Source organism: Campylobacter concisus, assembly GCF_902460895.1.
Classification (GTDB): domain Bacteria; phylum Campylobacterota; class Campylobacteria; order Campylobacterales; family Campylobacteraceae; genus Campylobacter_A; species Campylobacter_A concisus_BC.
Map to the genome: position 1 here is coordinate 509,330 of NZ_CABPVL010000004.1, position 20,361 is coordinate 529,690.

Consider the following 20,361-nt stretch of genomic DNA (forward strand, 5'->3'; position numbering starts at 1 on the left):
TAACTACTAATATAATTTTAAGATTTAAGCTTGTATATTTTTATTAATTTTAAATTTACGATGAAAGCAACCTAGATAATGAAATTTCTGCTATGTCTTAGCTTATCTTTGATGGCGCTTTTTGCTGAGGATAAAGGCTGTTTTGTCGATGAAAATAGTCAAAACATCATCTTTGTAAAAGATGGCGAGACAAAAAGCCTAGGACTAAAGGAGAAAATTTACAAAGATCAAAGATGTGCTTTTGATGAGAGCTCTTTTTACGTTGCAAATTTAAACAACGAGATCGTAAAGGTAGCTAGCGAGAAGGAATTTTTATTTGCTCTGCCAAATGTTGGCTGTAAGGTTTCAAATATCTTGCTAGATAAAGAGAAAATTTACGTCGCTTGCGATATGGCAAATGTCGTAACGATCGCCATTTTTGACAAGAGTTCTAAAAAATTTATATCAAAAAATTTTAACAATGTTTATAAAATTTCTAGCTTTTTACCGCTTGGCGAGGGAGTGTTTTTTACAAGCTTTAATGGCAAGGCGTTTTTGCTTGATAGCAAGCTTAACACAAAAGAGCAAAAAAGCGTTGGCTTTGCGCCGATGGATGCCTGTAAGTTTAGCGATGATGAAATTTTCATAGGCTTTAGAAACGGAGAAATTTTAGATCTTAAAAGTGGAGCTAAAAAGCAAGTTTTAAGATCTAAAATTTCAGCTCTTGCGTGCGTGGGAGATGAAGTTTTGGTAGCTGGCGAGGACGGAGTGATCTATAAATTTGACAAAAGCTTTAAGCTAAAGGGCAAAAAAGAGCTTTTTAGTGGCGAGATAAAAGAAATTTTTATAGATAAAAACGTGCTTGTTGGCGTGGATCTAGGTAATAAGATAAAGAGTTTAGAGATAAATTCATTTTAAAAAGGAGAGTAAATGCAAAAGTTATTTTGTGTCGCAAGTGCTGCACTGCTTGGGCTATCTTTAACTGCTGCTTGTGCTGCTAGTAGTGACCTTGAAAAAGTCATGAAAGAGCGCGGGCTAAGCGAAAAAGATGTCCTTGCAGCTGCTAAGACTTACCAGCCAAGCGGTAAAAAAGATGATTTCATCGTCTTTTCATCTGGCGGGCAGAGTGGTCAAGTGCTAGTTTATGGCGTTCCGTCGATGAGAATTTACAAATACATCGGCGTTTTCACCCCAGAGCCTTGGCAAGGATATGGCTATGACGATGAGTCAAAAGCTGTTTTAAAACAAGGCAACATCAGGGGCAAAGAGATAACTTGGGGCGATACACACCACCCAAATTTCACTGAGAAAAATGGTGAGTATGTTGGTGATTATCTATTTATCAACGACAAGGCAAACCCAAGGATCGCTGTTATAAATTTAAAAGACTTTGAGACAACTCAAATGGTCGTAAACCCTATCATGAAGAGCGAACACGGCGGTAGCTTTATCACTCCAAACAGCGAGTATGTCATCGAAGCTAGCCAGTACGCAGCTCCACTTGATGATAACTATCACTCAATGGACGACTACGAAGCCGTTTATAGAGGTGCTGTGACATTTTGGAAATTTGACTATCCAAAAGGCAAGATCGACGAGAAAGCATCTTTCTCTCTTGAGCTTCCTCCATACTGGCAAGACCTAAGCGACGCTGGTAAGGGCGAAAGCTACGGCTGGGGCTTTACAAACTCGATAAATAGCGAGATGTATACAGGTGGTATCGAAAAAGGTCTTCCTCCATTTGAGGCAGGTGCTAGTAGAAATGACACCGACTTCTTGCACGTTTATAACTGGCAAATTTTAGAAAAACTTGCACAAGACAAGAAAAACTACAAAGTTATAAATGGTCACAGGGTAGTTACGATAGAAGCTGCTGTAAAAGCTGGAGCACTATTTTTGATCCCAGAGTCAAAGAGCCCACATGGTTGTGACGTAACACCAGATGGTAGATACATCATCGTTGGCGGTAAGCTTGATACTCACGCATCAGTTTATGACTTTAAAAAGATCAAAGAGCTAATCGACAAAAAAGAGTTCGCTGGCACTGACCCATACGGTATACCTATCTTAGATAGAGAAAAGACAATGCACGGACAAGTAGAACTTGGCCTTGGACCACTGCACACATCATTTGACTCACAAGATGGCGTAGTCTATACTTCACTTTACGTTGATAGTCAAATCGTAAAATGGGACTACAAAAATTTAAAAGTGCTTGATAAAGTAAATGTTCATTACAACATCGGTCACCTTGACACAATGGAAGGCAAATCAGCAAAACCAGTTGGCAAATATGCAATCGCTCTTGATAAACTTTCAATCGATCGCTTCAACCCAGTTGGCCCGCTTCACCCACAAAACCACCAGTTAATAGACATCAATGGTCCAAAAATGGAGCTAATCTATGATATGCCTATCCCACTTGGTGAGCCACACGACGTTGTCTCAATCGCTGCTAGCAAGCTAACTCCAGCACTTACTTACAACATGGGTACAAACTCAAGAACAGGCGAGGCTAGCCCATACGCAACCCTAGCTGGTCAAGAAAGAGTTGAGAGAAACGGCAAAAACGTAACTGTCTATGCGACAATGATCAGAAGCCACATCAACCCAGAGCACATCGAGGTAAATAAAGGCGATAACGTAACTATCCACCTAACAAACCTAGAGCGCGCTCAAGATGAGACTCACGGCTTTGGCATCGACCTTTACAACATCCACGCTTCACTAGAGCCTGGCAAAACTGCTTCAGTAAATTTCGTAGCTGATATGGAAGGCGTCTTCCCATACTACTGCACCGAGTTTTGTTCAGCACTTCACCTAGAGATGATGGGTTACTTACTTGTTAAAGATCCAAATAAAAAATACGAATCTGCAAAAAATAGCAAGTTAAAAACTCTAAGTCCAGAGGCTCTAAAAGCTGAGTACGACAAAGTAATCGCAACTAACAAAGCAACTGATGATGTTATCCAAGAGGTTGTTAAATACCTAAAAGAGAAACATTATGAGAAATATCCAAAAGTAAAAGCTTTGGTTGATGACGCACTTGATCAATACGGCCACATCAAAGAGGTAAAAGCTAAAGCTGACGAAGCTTACAAAAAAGGCGACGTAAATGGCGCTATCCTTTGGGAGTACCAAGTATGGCAATACATGGTAAAAACTGCCGACGTTGGTCTAAGAGCTAAAAACAACCTAGCTAAAGAGATCGCAACTCCGATGAGCCCAGCTGCTGCAAAAGGCGAAGAAGCTTATCTAAAAGGCGGATGTAATGGCTGCCACGTCATCGGTCAAGTAAGCTCAGGCCCAGACTTAACTGGCGTCTTGCTAAGACATGAAAACGGCGAAAAATGGGTAGCAGACTTCATCAAAGACCCTGCTAAATTCTATAACGACGACTACGTTAAAGCGATGATTGATTTCTTTAAACTTAGAATGCCAAATCAGCACATGAGTGACGAAGAGATCAAAAATATCATCCAGTATCTAAAATGGATAGATGAAAACGCAGGTATGTAGTTTTAAGGGGCATTTTTGCCCCTTTTAAATTTTAAAATTTAACTTTTGTTAGGCTAAATTTTAAAATTTAAAGGAGAGATTATGAGTAAATATAAAATTTATACCATTGTTGCACTTATCATTATGAGCGTTTGTTTTACTCTGCCAGTTCTTGGCTGGCACGGAGCAAAGGAGCGCATAGCTAATGGCGACGAGCTACCATCTTATGCTTACACTATCTACGATCTTTATAGCTCATTTCAGTATAAAAACCACCTTTTGCCAAAAGAGGTGGCGAGCGATCTTCATAAGATGATCGAGCAAAAAGCAGAGATCGGCACGCCATCTTTCCCTATCTGGTACGTATCTCTTGAAGCGCCAAACTACCCAAAGGCAGCCTTTCCAGATGGCATCCCAGTATATTTTCACGTAGATGGATATAGTGGCGACGTGCACGAGATGAATACGATAAACCACTACATCGGCATGTATCCTATGGAGCATGGCGGAAATTTAGAGCGAGCTATCGCACCTTATTATCTACTCATCGCCACACTTTGTATGCTTGCGTTTTTATACTATGACGGTAAATTTAACTCACTTCTCATGGTGCCAACCATCATCGCACCTGTGCTATTTATGAGCGCATTTGTGGGCTGGCTATACTGGTACGGACACAACATGCAAGAGTGGGGCGCATTTAAGATAAAACCATTTATGCCAACCGTTTTAGGCGATGGTAGTGTGGCGCACTTTACAACTCACTCATACCCAACTATCGGCTTTTGGGTGATGATGGTGATGAGCGTGCTTTGCATACTTGCAGTATTTTCAAAGAAAAAAGAGCTAAATGCGTAAATTTTCTAAATTTGCCCTTGTTTTTTTGCCACTTTTTGGCTTTGCAAACGTCCTTCAAGATGCGATAAATAACGCTAGCCCTGGCGATGTGATAAAGCTGGGGGATGCTGTTTATGAAGGGGGCATAACGATAAATAAGCCTCTTACGATCATCGGCGAGGGTAAAAACGCCCACATAAAAGGGGACGGCAAGGGCAGCGTTATAAAGATCATCGCTTCAAACGTGACACTTAAAAATTTAAAGATAAGTGGCAGCGGCAACGACCTTGGCGAGCTTGACGCTGGCATAGGCTGTGACAAGGCAAATAACGTAGAAATTTCTAAAAACGACATAAGCGATGTGCTTTTTGGGATTGACTTTAAAGAGTGCAGTAGCTCAAAGATCACTGAAAACAACATCACCTCAAAAAAGGGCGCTAGCCTTGGCTTTAGAGGTGATGCGGTGAGACTTTGGTATAGCCATGAAAATTTGATCGAGCACAACAATATCCGTGACAGCCGTGACATGGTCGCATGGTACGCAAGTCACAATAAATTTCTAAGCAACAAAGCAGTTGGCAGCAGATATTCGCTTCACTTTATGTATGCGAATCAAAATTTAGTAGAAAATAACGAATTTATCGGCAACGCTGTTGGCATGTTTTTTATGTATTCAGCTAGCTCAAATATAAAAAATAACCTAGTTATGGATAGCGACGGCGCCTTTGGTATCGGCATCGGACTAAAGGACGTATCTGACTTTACGATAGAAAACAACACCCTTGTCTATAATGCGCGTGGCATCTTGCTTGATAACTCGCCGTTTCAGCCGGGATCAACTATAAATTTTATAGGCAATAAAATTTTACACAACGTGGTTGGCGTATATTTTCACGCTACGCAAGGCACAAGCATCTTTGAAAACAACGACTTCATCGGCAACATGGACATCGTCGTAAATGACACTCCGGGCGAAAAGATGCTTTTAAATAGGTGGAGCAAGAATTATTATGATGAGTATGAGAGCTTTGATAGAGATAAAGATGGCTACGGCGACACGCCATTTTTGCATCTCTCATATATCGATCAGCTTTGGCAGTACTATCCAAATTTGCAGTTTTTCTATGGCTCAAGCGTCTTTAGTGTCTTAAATTTCTTAGCCAAACTAGCTCCATTTTCTGAGCCGATAAAGCTACTTGAAGATAGTTCGCCTAGGATAAAACCGCTTGATGCTTCAAATTTCAACGCTTTAAAGGCGAAACGTGGATAGAAGAAATTTTATGATAATTGGCTCAGCCGCAGCAGTGGCTGGATACGCCATAGGCAAGTTTTTGCCAAAAAGTAGTGGCGATAAGCTCTATCTTAGACCACCAGGTGCTGTTGATGACTTTGATGATCTTTGCGTAAAATGCGGTCAGTGCGTGCAAGTCTGCCCTTATCACAGTATAAATTTGCTTGATATAGAAGATGGCTACTCAAGTGGCTCAGCTCACATCGACGCCAAAGAGCGAGGTTGCTACTTGTGTGACCTTTTCCCATGCGTGCTAGCCTGTCCTAGCGGTGCGCTCGATCACGCGACAAAGGTCGTGGGTGACGTCAAAATGGGCGTTGCAGTTTTAAGTGACACGGCAGCCTGTTTGAGCGTGAAAAGAGAAAATTTAAGCGAAGCTGGCGTTAAGCATCTGCTTGATCGCAAAGCTTATAACGACAGAGAAGAGGCGCTAAAAGATAAGATAAAAGGCAAGATCGGTCAAATTTGCGATCTTTGCGTCACGCTTTGCCCAGTTGGCGATAGCGCGATAGTGATGAGCCAGACAAATTTTCCGCTCATAAAAAATGGCTGTGTGGGTTGTGGTGTTTGTGCTGAGGTCTGCCCAGCAAAGATCATAAATATCGCCCCAAAGATGAGTTTTGATGAAATTTACAAGGAGAAAAAATGAGAGTAATAATACCTTTAATAGCTGCTGCGTTGATATTTGTCGGCTGTGAAAAGAGCGAGGACAAAGCGCAAGAGGCTGCTAGTGAGCAAGGCGCAAAGGTAGCGACAAGTGCTAGCATAAAGGTCGAAAAAAGTGAAAACAACGAGAGCGCAAATAAGCAAAATGAATTTATAAAATACGATATGCACGGCGAAAAAAGCGTCAAATTTGGTCTTGAAGACAACAACGTAAGCCGCCAGATCGGAGCGCTTGCCATGGTAAAAAGCCCGCTTCAAACTATAAATTTAAGGCTTATAAAGGGCAGACTTAGCAAGGACTTCATCACTAAGTGCTCAGCCTGCCACGATGACTATGCAAATGGCATCATCGGACCATCTCTTCTAACAAAGAGCGAGGATGAAATTTTCAAGATGATAAACGCTTATAAAAACAAAGAGAAGGTAAATGTGCTAATGCGTGATCTTGTTAAAGGCATGGATGAGAGTGAGATTAGAAAACTAGCCAAAGAGATAAGCGATTTTAATGCACAATTTAGGAGCAAACAATGAAAATCGGAAAAATCATAACGATCATTTTAGCGGTGCTGATATGCGGCATCATGGTGTTTATGCTAAGCCAAACTCCGCCTAAAAAGGAGAAAGTAGAAGCTAGCATTCAGCCAAAAGTGGAGCAAAATATCTCAAAAGAGCAGTCAAAGTCTAGCGAGGAATTTGCCAGTGAAGATGAGCTAAAAAAGGTAAAAGAGCTAAGCCTAAGCGTGGCTAAGACACAAAATGAAGGCGTTAGTAGGCAGTATCTTACCTCTTGCGCTCCGTGCCACGGCGCAAATGGCAAAGGCATAGTAGCGCCTGACATTACTCATCTAAGCAAAGAAGATCTGCTAAAAAAACTAGCTGATTATAAGGCTGGCAAGGTGCAAAACACGCTTATGAAGGGACTGCTAACAAACGTTAGCGACAGCGATCTAAACAGCCTTGCTGATGAAATTTCTAAATTTAAAAAGTAAAAATGGATAAATATAACGTTCGTGCGACCGTTAGAAACGTAAGCTTTCTAAGCACGCTAATAACGACTACAAAAGATGGCAAAAAGCGCCCAAGCATACGTTTTTGGCGCATTTTCACCATCGTGCTAGTTCATCTTTTGTTTTTGCTCTCATACAGGGTCGATGTGCAAATTTTAGAGGGCGACATCAGCGCTTCTAGGATACTTGGCTTTCACCTAGCAGATGCATTTATGAGCTTGCAAGTCTTTTTGGCAACGCATGAAATTCATGTAAATTTGCTCATCGGCTCGCTTAGCATCTTAGCCTTTTACATCATTTTTGGTGGCAGGGGCTTTTGCTCGTGGGTTTGCCCATATTCGCTTATAAGTGAGATAGCTGAGAAAATACATGAAAATTTGCGCGCCAAAAAGATAGTAAAACCGCGAGTTTTTGACACAAAATGGCGCTATATATTTACCATTTTGTTTTTGGCTCTTAGCTTTGCTAGCTCAAGTCTTGTCTTTGAAATTTTTAACGTCGTTGGGATATTTTCAAGATTTATCATCTATGGCTACTTTCACGCTATCTGGCTAGTTGTGGCTATGCTCGCGGTTGAAATTTTCTTTTCACGCAGGGCATGGTGCAGGTATGTCTGCCCTGTTGGAGCGACCTATTCGCTACTAGCAAAGCCAAATGCGATAAAGGTCAGCTGGGATAAAGAAAAGTGCGATCACTGCTTAGTTTGCACCGATGTTTGCCTAGTGCCACACGTGCTTTTTATGACAAAAAAGGGGGCAAAAACTGATGATAGTAAAAACCTCTTTAGGATAGCAGGGGCTGACTGCACGCTTTGTGGCAGGTGTATCGACGTTTGCCACCAAGATGCGCTTAAATTTGACAACGGCTTTAAGAAACTCATATAAGGAAATTTTTTGATAGATATAAAAGAAGTAACGAAAATTTTTGGCTCGCAAAAGATACTTGATAACGTCAGTCTAAATGTAAAAGCTGGCGAAAAGATAGCGATACTTGGGCAAAATGGAGCTGGCAAAAGCTCGCTCATGCGTATCATCTTGGGCGAGTTTGTGCCAAATAGCGGAAGCGTCGCGATAAATGGTGTAAATACCCTAAAAGATAGAAAAGAGGCGCTAAAGTTTATCTCGTTTGTGCCGCAAACCCCGCCACCACTTAAATTTAGCCTGCGTGAGCTTTGCGAGTTTGTCTGCAAAAGCTCAAATGTCAAATTTGAAGAGATCGAGAAATTTAGCAAGCTTTTAGAGCTTGATCTGCATGCAAATTTAAACAAGTCCTTTTACAAGCTCTCTGGCGGTATGAAGCAAAAGATGCTAATAGCCATCGCATTTGCCAAAGATAGTGAAATTTTGATGTTTGACGAACCAACGGCAAATTTAGATGTAAAAGCAAGGGAGTCTTTTAAAAATTTGCTCGATAATTTCACGCAAAAAAAGACGCTAGTTTTTATCTCGCACCGCATAGATGAGATCGCTCATTTGCTTGATAGATGCGTCTATATGGACCTTGGCAAGATCATCAAAGAAGAAAATTTAAGGAGCAAGAGTGAATAACCTTTTTTTAATAGCAAAACTTGACGTAAAAGAGTCGTTTCGCTCAAGGTGGTTTGCGATCTATGCGCTTCTTTTTTCTGCTTTGATGATAGGATTTTTATTTAGCGGAGTAACCGACTCACGAGTGCTTGGCTTTTCTGGGCTAACAAGGGCGCTACTTTTGTTTATACAAATTTGCGTCATCATCGTGCCGATATTTATCCTCATTTCAACCGTTAGAAGCATAAATCAAGACAGGGACACAAACCTGCTTGAGTACGTGCTAAGCTTTCCGCTAAGCCTTAAAGAGTACTACTTTGGCAAGGCACTTGGACGGACATTTGTCGTTTTTGTGCCACTTTTGTTCTCGCTTTTGCTTTGCGTGGTGGTTGGCTTTATAAAGGGCGTGTCGATACCTTGGGGCGTGCTGGTGCTTTACTTTGGGCTGCTTTTTAGCCTAAGTATCGTCTTTTTGTCGCTTGGCTTTTTCATCTCAAGCCTTATCAAAAATCAAGAAACAGGGCAGGGCGTGGCGTTTTTGCTCTGGCTTATCATGCTAGCTTTTATCGACCTAGCGCTCATTGGGCTGCTTATGCGAAGCTCTGTTGATGAGTACGTCATCTACTCTATCGCGATGCTAAATCCGATCGAGCTTTTTAGGATAGCAGCGCTTAGCCTTTTTGATCCAAATTTAGCAGTTATCGGCACTGCGTCTTACTTTATCTTAGGCACATTTTCAAAAGCGACCTTCGTAGCTTACGCTATCATCTACCCTTTAGTACTTGGCGCGATCTTGCTAGTTTGCGGCTATTTGGGCTTTAGCAAGAGAGATCTTGTTTGATTGTTTTTTGTTAAATAAGAGTTGGCTTTAAATTTAGACGAGGCTTGTATTATTCCACTTGTCCAACAAGAAACCTCCTTTTTGTAATGACCCCCTTTCCCCCAAAGGGGGTTTATCTCTTAAGGAAATTTATGAAAAAATCCATTTTATTTTTAGCCTTTGCCGTTTTATCTCTAAGTGCAAACTGGGATGAAAATATGCAAAACTGCATCAACAAAAGTGACGCAAAAGCTTGCGAGAGCTTTACTAAAAAGCTTTCAAGCGAGTGCGAGAACAAAGATAAAACTTCTTGCTTTTTATATGCTGACATGCTAGGGCGAGGTCTTGGCGTTGAAAAAGATCTGGTTAAATCTTACGAAGTCTTTAAGTCGCTTTGTGAGAACGGCAGCAGTGAAGCTTGCTACGAGCTAGCTACAAAATATCTACAAGGAAACGGCGTAGAGCAGAGTTTTGATCTATCTGCAAATGCCCTTGATAAAGCTTGCAAGATGGGTAGCAAGCGAGCTTGCAACGCCCTAGAGCTTGTGCCTAAGAATTAAAATTTATAAATTCAGTCAAGCTGTCTTTACAAATTTTAAAATTTGTCTCGCGCTTATCAGACTTGACAAAGCTATCTTTGAAAATTTTTAAACTTTCATTCACTCGCAAGAATTGACTACTAAAATTTGGCTTCGCTTGCAGCTAAGCTCAAATTGTCGAGCCGAAATTACTCGTTCATGAAATTTTAAAATTTACTATAAATTCTCTCACATAAAACTCATGCGGCACGACAGTGCTATCGCATGCACTTCTAACGTCGTCGGGGTTAGGGGATCGTTAAGGGGGATAATGGGACGGCCTCGTAACTCGAGTCCCCTTGTCTCCCTTTTGAAAAACAAAACTTTAAATTTTAAAAAAACTTTAATTTACAAATTTTAAATTTTCACTCACTCGCAAGAATTGACTACTAAAATTTGGCTTCGCTTATAGCTTAGCTCAAATTTTAGAGCCGAAATTACTCGTTCATGCAATTTTAAAATTTACTTGACACTTATATGAATTGACGAAGCAAATTTGCAAATTTTAAAACTTTACTCACTCGCCTTAGCAACTTACTAAATTTAGGGCTCATAACTATTCGCCACTAAATTTAGAAGCGTGATATGCTCGCTCATAAATTTTAAAATTTGTTAGAACTTTTGAAAAAATAAATAAAATAACTTTTGAATAAACCACGTTTAATAGTAATAAAAATGAAATTTCAAATGTGATTTTGCTTTCATGCAAAGCATATATTTTTACCATTTTAAAAGAGAAATTTCTTTATAAAATGCCTAAATGTCGCGATTGACTTTAGTATTACGCAGAATTTCTTTTTTATTAACTAAAAATTTCATTAAAATTTATATTTAAATAATAACATTTCATCGTCCTAAACGGGCCCTCCTTTTTGTAGCGGTTAAGACTTTGCTTCCCCCTTTTCTGGCTTCTCCGCACACACAAAGAGGAGTTGTCTCTCTTTTTTTAAATCAAATTTTTTACCTTTCTAAACTCAAATTTCACAAACGACATTTTCTTTTTAAAATTATATTTTGATAATAGTTTTAAAAATTATAAAAGCAAAAATCTTATAAAATTGCGAGCTGTTATCAAGACTAACTTTTAAAAGGTGGCATAAGGGGTGAAATTTTTAAATTTAAAGCTTTTTTACAAGGTGCATGCATATTTGTCGCTTCTCTTTTTTATCCCGCTTGTCGTAGTTTGCTTTAGCGGTGCGATCCTAGTTTATAAAGACGAGTTAAACAGTCTTTTTCGCCCAAATGTCGTAAATGTAAATTTAAACAAAGAAAATTCGAGCAAAAGGATCAGCTTTGATGAGCTAAGAGATATCGTCGCAAACGAACTTAGCGGCTACGAGATGGTTGGCATAAACATCGATGCAAACCATAAAAAATGCGACAAAATCTGGCTAATCGAGCATAACGACAGCAAAAAGGAGTGGAAATTTATCTATTTTGATGCTTTTAGTGGCAAGATAAAGAGCGAGCCACTCACACACGATGAGGGATTTTTCGGGGTTTTGGCACATATTCATGAGGAGCTCTTGCTTGAGAAAAGTGGCAATGTTGTCCTTTTTCTAACAGCTATTTTTACATTTTTTATCTGCATTAGTGGCTTTGTGATCTACCGTAAATTTTGGCTAACTCTGCTTAGACTGCGCGTAAATGGGCTAAACGTTTTCATGAACGACATCCACAAGATAATAGGCATTTTTTGCACGCCAGTTTTGCTGCTCATTTGCATAAGTGGCGCTTGGTGGGAATTTCAGATGGCACGCGCGCCAGAGTTTAAAAATGACTTCGTAATAGACGCAAAAATTTACAACAAAAGTTTATCACTTGATGAGCTGGTGGCGCGAAGCAAAAAGGATATCAAAGGCTTTGAGCCACACTTCATCTCGCTGCCTTTCATGCAAGGGGCAAACATCCGCATCTTTGGCTACGTGATGTGGCAAAGCTTTTTGCATAACGAATACTCGAGCGTGATCACCTACGACAAAGATAGCGGCAAGTTAGTTAGCGTCCTAGACATAAAAAATGCAAATTTAAGCGAGAAAATCCTCTCAGCCTTTAGAAGATCGCACTTTGGAAACTACAACCAAACTACAAAATTTATCTGGTTTATAGTGGGCATCTCGCCGCTAGTTTTGAGTATCTCAGGGCTTTATCTGTGGTTTAGAAAATTTAAAAGGAGAAAAAAATGAAAAAAATTTTACTTAGCTTAGTTGCTTTAAATTTGGCATTGCCTCAAATTTATGCTAGTGAAAATGACAAGGTTTTAGAAGCGGTCGATGTCGTGGAGAGCGAGCGAAGAGATGACGCAAACTACTTTGCAAAAGAGCTTGTAAAGAGCACAACAAGGCTAAATTTAACCTCTCGCCAAACGCCACAGTCGCTAACTGTGCTAACAGAAGCAAGGCTAAAAGATCAAGGTATCAAGGACTATCAAGTGCTTCTTAGAAATATCCCAGGCGTCACGCTAAACAAATGGGACGAGCGCGTATATCCGACGGCTCGTGGCTTTGCGATAGATTATTACTTGCTTGATTCGATGCCTAGCTTTGGTGGCTTTAGTCTTGGTGCAAATGATATGAGCTTGCTACCTTATGAAAGAGTCGAGGTGGTAAAAGGGGCAAATGGCCTACTTGCAGGCGCTGGCAACCCAGCTGCAAGCTTAAATTTCATAAGAAAAAGAGCAGACTCAAAGGAGCTAAAAGGAAATTTTGGCATAAGCGCTGGCTCATACGATAGATACGGCGTAAATGGCGATGTACAAACGCCAGTAAATGAGAGCGGAAGCGTTAGAGCAAGGCTTTCTTTTATGCATGAGAAGTCGCACTCTTATATGGATTATTATAACCGCAAAAATAGCGCGATTTACGGTGTAGTCGATAGCGACATAGGTGATAACTCATGGCTTAGCCTTGGTGCGTTTTATCAAGAGCTAAGACGCCGTGGCGTTAGGTGGGGAGGTATGCCAGCATTTTACACAGATGGCTCTAGGACAAATTTTAGTAAAAATGAAATTTTCTCTCAGCCTTGGACTAGGTGGGATATAAAAACGCTTGATTTCTACGCTGATTTTAAGCACTACTTTGAAAATGAAGCGAGCTTAAATTTAAGCTACTCATTTAGACGGGCAAACACTGACTCAAATTTACTCTACTACGGCGGAGTGGTAAATTTAGATGGCACCGGCAATATGAGTGGTCTTAGCGCCTATGCAAATAAAAGAGAGGAGAACATCCACAACGTCGATGCATACGCAAATATCCCTTACGAGATAGCAAATTTATCCCATGAGTTTGTCTTTGGCGCGATGTATAACAACTATAAAAAAAGTAGCGATAAAGTAAGTAGCTACTGGCTGCAAAGGACCACGCCAGCTGGGCTTGCTTATACGGCAAGAAGCAGGATTGATTTTAAAAACTTACACCTTGATGATCCAAAATTTCCTTACGAAGATCAAAATAACAAAGACAAAACGATACAAAAGGCATTTTATGCGGCAAATAAACTATCAATCACCGATGAGCTTAAATTTTTGCTAGGTGCTAGGGTGAGCTACTACAAATACGAGATCGAAGGCGGCAAAGACAATAGAAATTTCACAAATGAGATCACGCCATATCTTGGCATCACCTACGACATCGGAGCAAACCACACTCTATATGCTAGCTACACGAGCATATTTAAGCCCCAAAACGTAAAGGACGCAAACGACAAATATCTTGATCCTATCCAAGGCAAGGACTATGAGGTGGGCATCAAAGGCGAGTATCTTGACGGGGCACTTCAAGCAAGTCTTGGCGTCTTTAAGATCGTGCAGGATAAGCTTGGTATAGATACTGGCAAGATAAATCCAGCAACAAATGCCAAAATATATGAATCTGGCAAAGGTGTGACAAGCAAGGGCGTCGAGCTAGATCTAAACGGCGAGATCACTAAAAATTTAAGCCTAAGCTTTGGCGCAACGCACTTTAACGCAAAAGATGCTAATGGCGAGAAATACGCCACCGACTCATCAAGAAGCACGGCAAATTTATTTGCAAAGTATGAATTTAGGGACTTTAGAGTAGGGGCTGGAGCTATGTATAAGAGCAAAATTTACACTGGCAAAGGCGCAGGTGAGATCACACAAAAGGGCTACACCTTGGCAAATTTGATGTTTGGATATAAATTTGGTAAAAACTTTGACGTGCAGCTAAATATCGACAATCTCTTTAATAAAAAATACTACGAGGGCATCGGCAAAAACATGATGGTTTATGGCGATCCACGCACCTTTAATCTCAGCTTTAACTACAAGTTTTAGCTAAATTTACTCTAACGCGCCAGCTAAATTTCTAGTTGGCGCCCTTCATTTTTTGCATAGTAGGTGTATAATTTCAAGAAAACTAAGGAATTTGCATTGCTTAAAGTGGAAGTGATATATAAATTTTGTCTTGTTTGCGCTCTTGCTTGTGGGATCTGTCTGCTTGCATTTACTGGGCTAAATTTCGCCATGGGTGATTATAGTGAGTGGATGATGAGCGCGCATAAATTTGCAGGAGCTTTGATCGTTTGTGCCGTGATCTTGCACATTTTTAACCGTAGAAAGAAGCTTGTAAAGCTCATAAATGAGATAATCGACGTCACCACGCACCGCAAAAATCCAACGATCTGTAACATGGAGCGCATCATCGCCTCGCTTGAGCCTTACACTATCAGTGAAATTTCACGCATGCTTGGCTTTGATGAGGCTCTGTTTTGCAAGAGTTTGCGCGAAAATGATGTTAAATTTAATAACGCCAACCAAACCCTGCGCCAGATCGCAAGGCTAAATGATGAGAAGATATTTTTCGTGCTTGTGCTCATCGTCGAGGCCAAATTTGGCAAGAGATTTTGCGGTGCGGTAAGCTGCAGCGTCGGGAGAAAATTTTAGTGCTCACTATGCGCACGCCACCTCTGCTCCTCAAGGTCGATGTGATATAAAAACGTCCTAATGACCTCTTCATCGATCTTTGGATCTTTGTTTAGCTCGCAAAGTGCCTTTCTTTGCTCCTCTAAAATTTCAAAATATCTCTGTCTGGCCTCGTCGCTGATCTCAAAATTTTCGCTCTCAAGCTCGAAATTCCAAACCTCTTCAAGCTTTTGAAATAAAAAATGCTCATCGCCCGTAAATTTCTCTTTTTTAAATTTAAGCGAAGCCTGCGCAAGTGCTTTTTTGATCTTGATCCTTGCAAGCTCATTTGGCATGTGGTCGTTAAAGTCTGGAAATTTTACGCTTTTAATGAGCATTGGCAAGCTTAGCCCCTGAACTACGAGCGTTAGCAAGATCACGACAAATGTTATAAACAAGATGAGGTCTCTGTGCGGAAAGGGCTCGCCCCCAGCCATGGCAGGGATAGAAAGTGCCGCAGCCAGCGAGACTACGCCCCTCATGCCAGCCCAGCCAACGATAAAAGGTGTCGCTTTGCCTGGATTACGATCGTCCGCCACACTGATATAGCGCTTCATAAACATCGTGATATAAACAGCGCCATAAGATGCGATGAGACGGATAACGATGAGCACAGCAGTGACCAAAATGCCGTAAGAGATCGCCTCAAAGAGCGAGACGCCGCTACGCTTAAGGCCTGATAAAATTTCAGGCAGATCAAGGCCGATCATGGTAAAAGCAAGGCCGTTTAGTAAGAAAATGAAGTTGTTCCAAACGGGCACCGCGTGGATCCTTGTTGAAGCGGTGAAAATTTCATTTTTCTTAGTCGAGAGATAAAGTCCGCCACAAACCACCGCCAAAACGCCGCTAGCGCCAAGCTCCTCAGCCAAGATATACATGATATAAGGCGTCGTGATCGTCATTATCGTGTCGCTGTTTTCATCAGTTGGCAAAATTTTGTGTAAAAAATAAGCCGCAAGTGCCACCACAAGACCTGCCAAAACACCACCAGCCACCATCCATAAAAAGGTCGTTGCGGCCTTATACCATACAAACTGCCCAGTCGTGACCGCAACTGCGGCGAAGCGAAAGATGATGAGCGAGGAGGCGTCATTTAAAAGGCTCTCGCCCTCCAAAATAGCGCTGATCCTGCGCGGGGCTTTGACAAATTTAAGGATAGCTGCCGTACTCACCGCGTCTGGTGGCGAGACGATGGCTCCTAGCATGAAGCCAAGGGCGAGCGAGAAGCCAGGGATCACTAAATTTGCTATCACTGCAACTGCTGCTGCGCTTATGAAAACCACGATAAAGGCAAAACTGCCGATCATACGGCGCCATTTAAAGAGCTCTTTTAGCGAGTTTGCCCACGCGGCCTCGTAAAGAAGTGGCGGTAAAAATATGATGAAAATAAGCTCAGGATCGATCTTGATGCTTGGTAAATTTGGCACAAAGCTAATGGCAAGCCCACCAAGGACTAATAGCACCGGATAGGCAACCTTTAGGCGGTTTGATACCATCACCAAAGCGATGATGATAGCTAGCAGTGCAAAAAATAGCAGCAAATGTTCGATCATTTTGATCCTTTAAATTTCTTTTTGTATTGGGGCAATAGAATAAATTTTGTCAAATTTATGGCGGGCAGAGAGAGATTCGAACTCTCGGTGAGTTGCCCCACACACGCGTTCCAGGCGTGCTCCTTAAACCGCTCGGACATCTACCCAAGAAGAAGGTGATTATATCTTCATTTGCTTAATGCTTGGCTTTTAGAGCTTTAGCCCCAAGATAACGACATCTTTATACTCGCCATCCATCAGGCAAACGCCAGGCAGTTCGCCCCATTTTTCAAAGCCAAATTTCAAAAATAGCCCAAGGCTCGCTTCGTTTTTGCTAAAGATTAGCGCGATGATGTTTTTTAAATTTAGCCCTCTAGCTTCATTTAGGCTGTGGGCTAAAAGCTGCTTGCCGATACCCTTTTTAAGGGCTTTTTTAGCGACATAGATGCTTATCTCTACGCTTATATCGTAAGCGATCTTGGGACTAAAGTCACTTAGCGAGCAGTAGCCTAAAATTTCATCATTTTCTTTGTAGATAAAGATAGGGCGCGAGCCGCTGTGGGCGTTAAACCAAGGCTCTCGCTCCTTTGTGCTAACTGGCTGCATATCAGCAGTCGCACTTCTTTCTAGTATGTAGTCATTATAAATTTGCGTGATCGCTTCAAGGTCGCTTAAATTTGCTCGCTCGATCAAGCCTAACCTTTTTTGGCTGCTTGATATACTGGCTCAAGCTTTGCTGCGACCTCTTTTAGGTCTTTGATCCTGCTCTCGTTTGATGGGTGTGTGCTTAGAATTTCAGGTATTTTACCGACATTCATCTTGCTCATCTTGACCCAAACTTCGATCGCCTCTTTTGGATCGTATCCCGCTCTTGCCATCAGCTCAGTGCCGATGCGATCGGCCTCGGTCTCGTGTGAGCGAGAAAATGGCATTGAGATGGTGTATTGCGTTGCTAAACCTAACGCACTTGCTCCAAGATCGCCAAGTCCTGTGGCGGTTGCGACTGCGAAGATGCCGATGTTTTTGAGTTGGTCGGTGCTCGCTTGCTCCCTGCTGTGCTCTCTAAGCGCGTGGGCGATCTCGTGACCCATGACCGCTGCTAGCTGTGCATCTGTCAAATTTAGCTTTTTAATAATACCGCTATAAACGACGATCCTGCCACCTGGCATACACCAAGCATTTAGCGTATCTTCGTTGATAACATTTACTTGCCACTTCCATTTTAGGGCATCCTCTCTGAAAACGCCAGTTTGCGCGATCAGTTTTTTTGCAATATCTTGAACCCTTTTTGTGAGGATCGGATCGACGTTTAGCTCGCCCTTGCTTCTAGCAGCTGTTAGTGTCTTGACGTAAGCCTGAGCCGAGCTTTGCTCCATCGCTTCAGAAGATACTAGCATGAACTGCTTGCGATCTGCGCCCACGACGCCTGACTTTGTGACGCTCGTGCAGCCTGTGATAAGCATGCTAGCTGTTAATAACGTAAGTAAAAATTTTTTCATTTTCATCCTTTTTGGATTAAAATTTGGCGTATTATAGCCTGAGTTGGATATGCATTGTTAAACGAGGGGTGAAATTTAAATTTTTCGATTTCAAAAATAGAAATTTACTACTTTTGCAAATTTTAAACTTTCACTCACCCCTAAGAATTAACTACTAAAATTACTCGAAATTTATCTGAATATAAACCGCATGCGGCACGATAGTGCCATTGCATGCACCTCTAACGTGCGAGGGGATTGGGGGGATTTTAAAAGGGGGATAAGGGGACGGCCTTGTAACTCGAGTCCCCTTGTCTCCCTTTTGAATAAAAAGAAATTTACAAATTTAATCAAGCTATTCTTACAAATTTTAAAATCCCATTCACTCGCAAGAATTGGCTACTAAAATTTGGCTTCGCTTATAGCTTAGCTCAAATTTTAGAGCCGAAATTACTCGTTCATGAAATTTTAAAATTTACTTGATACTTATATGCCTGACAAAGCAAATTTGCAAAATTTAAATTTCACTCATTCGCTTAGTAGCTACAAATTTCAGTTCTAGTTACTGCTTATCACTAAATTTGGTATCTTTATATGTTTGTCTATAAATTTTAAAATTTTCTGGACGCTCTTGTACAAAAAAACGCCTTTTCACTATTCTAATTTTATTGTCCAAATTTATATTTCTCTCAAATTCTCTCAAACGCTTATTGACCGATCTTAGCTCCGTTATCGTTGTCCAGTTATCGATAAAGACGCTAAAGCTCTCTCTGACCTGTGAGAAGGCGTTGCTAGCTTGCACGAGGACGCCAAGCGTAATGACGCCGCTAAATAGGCCATTACCCATGATGATGTAAGGCACGATGACAAGAATTTGCGAAAACGAGATGAGCCAAAGATTAAAGTAGCCGTAGTGCAAAAAGAGCTTGTAGTAGTTTAGCTTGACCCCTGTAAAAAGCTCTAGCATGACGTTTGGCTGGCAAAATTTGAGCTTATCATCCTCGCCATAAACTAGCTCTTTTCTAAACGCCGCCTCTGCTTTTTGGTTGTTATACTCAAGATGTGGTAGCTTTATACCTACAAACCACGATACGATGAGGCCTCCGATGCTAATTAGTAGAGCGATATAAACTAGCGAGCCATTGATATCTTTGATGTAAGGTAGGCTCACACTCTTGCTTAGCTCCCAAAGTACCGGTATAAAGGCGATGAGCGTCATAAACGCCTTTAAAACCTGTACGCCAAGGCTCTCCATGATCTTAGCAAAGCGGTAGACATCCTCTTGGATACGCTGTGAGCTACCCTCGATGTCATTTTGACAGTTTCGCCAAAATTTGAGGTATTTAAAGGTCATCGCCTCCCTCCAGCGAAAGACCCAGTGGCTCGCAAAGAACGATATCACCGTATAGGTCACGACGTATGGCATGGCGATCTTTATGAAATTTAATATCTCGCGCCAAAACTCATCTACTTTGTGATCCTTTGAGTTTTGCATGATGTCGTAGAAATTTTTATACCACTCGTTGATGCGAACGTTAAGATGCGTTTGATAGACAAGCAGCAAGATGATAAATATCGCTCCACCGTAAGCCCAAAGCGCCCATTTTTTGTCTTTGAAAAATGATGAAAACATAAAGTGCCTTTTGTAAATTTTGGCAATTATAGCAGGCAAGGTTTAAGCATTTATATAAAATTTAAAACCAAACTATATCATTTTGCAAATTTTAACGTAAAGGAAAATGATGAAGAAATTTACATTTTTAGCTCTTAGTCTTTGTGCGACCTTGGCGCTTGCGGCCGATATGAAGGTCTATAAAAGCCCAACTTGTGGTTGTTGTGGCAACTGGGCCAATGCTATGCAAAAAGCTGGCTTTAGCGAAGAGACCATAAAAGTAGATGATATGGTCAAGGTTAAAAAAGAATTTCACGTGCCACTAGAGCTTTCAAGCTGCCACACAGCTATCGTTGATGGCTACGTCATCGAGGGTCACGTGCCAGCTGATGAGGTCAAGCGCCTGCTGGAGCTTAAACCAAAAGATGCCGTTGGTATCGCAGTGCCTGGCATGCCTATGGAGAGTCAGGGCATGGAGCAAGGCGGCAAAGCCGAGCAATACGACGTCATACTCTTTAAAAAAGATGGCTCGCAAGAGGTCTTTGCTACTTACATCGGCTCTAAAAAGCTAAAATAACTTCAAATTTAGACTTAGCTCGTCTTTTGATGGGCT

General features: G+C 41.3%; 19 protein-coding genes and 1 tRNA gene. 15 read left to right on the forward strand and 5 right to left on the reverse strand.

From position 1 onward, the window contains the following. Nucleotides 1-78: 78 nt before the first annotated feature. The 14 genes from F3G98_RS09135 to F3G98_RS09200 all read left to right on the forward strand — a co-directional run bounded on the left by F3G98_RS09135 (nucleotide 79) and on the right by F3G98_RS09200 (nucleotide 15,108). Nucleotides 79-897 carry an ATP-dependent protease gene (locus F3G98_RS09135; protein WP_149726057.1) on the forward strand — a complete coding sequence of 273 codons (819 nt, stop codon included), beginning with the start codon at nucleotides 79-81 and terminating at the stop codon, nucleotides 895-897. A 12-nt stretch (nucleotides 898-909) separates the two neighbouring features. Continuing rightward, complete coding sequence (nosZ, locus tag F3G98_RS09140; RefSeq protein WP_149726058.1) at nucleotides 910-3,498, forward strand: Sec-dependent nitrous-oxide reductase; 2,589 nt, start codon at nucleotides 910-912, stop codon at nucleotides 3,496-3,498. Nucleotides 3,499-3,579: 81 nt separating this feature from the next. Then, nucleotides 3,580-4,335: a hypothetical protein gene (locus tag F3G98_RS09145; RefSeq protein ID WP_021086571.1), complete on the forward strand. Its 756-nt coding sequence runs from the start codon at nucleotides 3,580-3,582 to the stop codon at nucleotides 4,333-4,335. Further along, the gene (locus tag F3G98_RS09150; RefSeq protein WP_149726059.1) at nucleotides 4,328-5,584 is read left to right on the forward strand and encodes a nitrous oxide reductase family maturation protein NosD; all 1,257 of its coding nucleotides are present in this window, start codon (nucleotides 4,328-4,330) and stop codon (nucleotides 5,582-5,584) included. The genes F3G98_RS09145 and F3G98_RS09150 overlap by 8 nt, the downstream gene beginning before the upstream one ends. After that, on the forward strand, nucleotides 5,577-6,254 hold the full coding sequence (locus tag F3G98_RS09155; RefSeq protein ID WP_149726060.1) for a 4Fe-4S dicluster domain-containing protein: 678 nt from the start codon (nucleotides 5,577-5,579) through the stop codon (nucleotides 6,252-6,254). Before F3G98_RS09150 ends, F3G98_RS09155 begins: the two co-directional genes overlap by 8 nt. Continuing rightward, a complete protein-coding gene (locus F3G98_RS09160; RefSeq protein ID WP_149726061.1) occupies nucleotides 6,251-6,802 on the forward strand; it encodes a c-type cytochrome in 552 nt (183 codons plus the stop codon). Before F3G98_RS09155 ends, F3G98_RS09160 begins: the two co-directional genes overlap by 4 nt. Further along, nucleotides 6,799-7,260: a c-type cytochrome gene (locus tag F3G98_RS09165; protein ID WP_021092493.1), complete on the forward strand. Its 462-nt coding sequence runs from the start codon at nucleotides 6,799-6,801 to the stop codon at nucleotides 7,258-7,260. The genes F3G98_RS09160 and F3G98_RS09165 overlap by 4 nt, the downstream gene beginning before the upstream one ends. Nucleotides 7,261-7,262: 2 nt before the next feature. After that, nucleotides 7,263-8,162, forward strand: coding sequence for a NapH/MauN family ferredoxin-type protein (locus tag F3G98_RS09170; RefSeq protein ID WP_103608144.1), 900 nt, complete (start codon nucleotides 7,263-7,265; stop codon nucleotides 8,160-8,162). A gap of 9 nt (nucleotides 8,163-8,171) precedes the next feature. Beyond that, nucleotides 8,172-8,825, forward strand: coding sequence for an ABC transporter ATP-binding protein (locus F3G98_RS09175; protein ID WP_103567474.1), 654 nt, complete (start codon nucleotides 8,172-8,174; stop codon nucleotides 8,823-8,825). Further along, entirely contained in the window at nucleotides 8,818-9,645 is an 828-nt protein-coding gene (locus F3G98_RS09180; protein ID WP_009295293.1) for an ABC transporter permease, read from the forward strand. The genes F3G98_RS09175 and F3G98_RS09180 overlap by 8 nt, the downstream gene beginning before the upstream one ends. Before the next feature lie 131 nt (nucleotides 9,646-9,776). After that, nucleotides 9,777-10,184 carry a tetratricopeptide repeat protein gene (locus F3G98_RS09185; RefSeq protein WP_149726062.1) on the forward strand — a complete coding sequence of 136 codons (408 nt, stop codon included), beginning with the start codon at nucleotides 9,777-9,779 and terminating at the stop codon, nucleotides 10,182-10,184. A gap of 1,121 nt (nucleotides 10,185-11,305) precedes the next feature. Beyond that, on the forward strand, nucleotides 11,306-12,388 hold the full coding sequence (locus F3G98_RS09190; RefSeq protein ID WP_149726063.1) for a PepSY-associated TM helix domain-containing protein: 1,083 nt from the start codon (nucleotides 11,306-11,308) through the stop codon (nucleotides 12,386-12,388). Next, on the forward strand, nucleotides 12,385-14,499 hold the full coding sequence (locus F3G98_RS09195) for a TonB-dependent siderophore receptor (protein WP_149726064.1): 2,115 nt from the start codon (nucleotides 12,385-12,387) through the stop codon (nucleotides 14,497-14,499). The genes F3G98_RS09190 and F3G98_RS09195 overlap by 4 nt, the downstream gene beginning before the upstream one ends. Nucleotides 14,500-14,595: 96 nt before the next feature. Beyond that, complete coding sequence (locus F3G98_RS09200; RefSeq protein ID WP_149726065.1) at nucleotides 14,596-15,108, forward strand: chemotaxis protein; 513 nt, start codon at nucleotides 14,596-14,598, stop codon at nucleotides 15,106-15,108. Here F3G98_RS09200 and F3G98_RS09205 read toward each other — a convergent pair. The 5 genes from F3G98_RS09205 to F3G98_RS09225 all read right to left on the reverse strand — a co-directional run bounded on the left by F3G98_RS09205 (nucleotide 15,105) and on the right by F3G98_RS09225 (nucleotide 19,769). Further along, nucleotides 15,105-16,679, reverse strand: a complete 1,575-nt coding sequence (locus F3G98_RS09205; protein WP_149726066.1) for a Na+/H+ antiporter — start codon at nucleotides 16,677-16,679, stop codon at nucleotides 15,105-15,107. The genes F3G98_RS09200 and F3G98_RS09205 overlap by 4 nt on opposite strands. Nucleotides 16,680-16,737: 58 nt before the next feature. Beyond that, a tRNA-Ser gene (locus tag F3G98_RS09210) sits at nucleotides 16,738-16,825 on the reverse strand. Nucleotides 16,826-16,868: 43 nt separating this feature from the next. Next, on the reverse strand, nucleotides 16,869-17,351 hold the full coding sequence (locus F3G98_RS09215) for a GNAT family N-acetyltransferase (RefSeq protein WP_103649826.1): 483 nt from the start codon (nucleotides 17,349-17,351) through the stop codon (nucleotides 16,869-16,871). A 2-nt stretch (nucleotides 17,352-17,353) separates the two neighbouring features. Beyond that, a complete protein-coding gene (locus tag F3G98_RS09220; protein WP_103649825.1) occupies nucleotides 17,354-18,157 on the reverse strand; it encodes a M48 family metallopeptidase in 804 nt (267 codons plus the stop codon). A gap of 541 nt (nucleotides 18,158-18,698) precedes the next feature. Next, nucleotides 18,699-19,769, reverse strand: a complete 1,071-nt coding sequence (locus tag F3G98_RS09225) for a putative transporter (protein ID WP_223231333.1) — start codon at nucleotides 19,767-19,769, stop codon at nucleotides 18,699-18,701. Nucleotides 19,770-19,878: 109 nt separating this feature from the next. On the opposite strand from F3G98_RS09225, the gene F3G98_RS09230 reads away from it, so the two are divergent. Then, on the forward strand, nucleotides 19,879-20,325 hold the full coding sequence (locus F3G98_RS09230; protein ID WP_149726067.1) for a DUF411 domain-containing protein: 447 nt from the start codon (nucleotides 19,879-19,881) through the stop codon (nucleotides 20,323-20,325). Nucleotides 20,326-20,361: the final 36 nt, after the last annotated feature.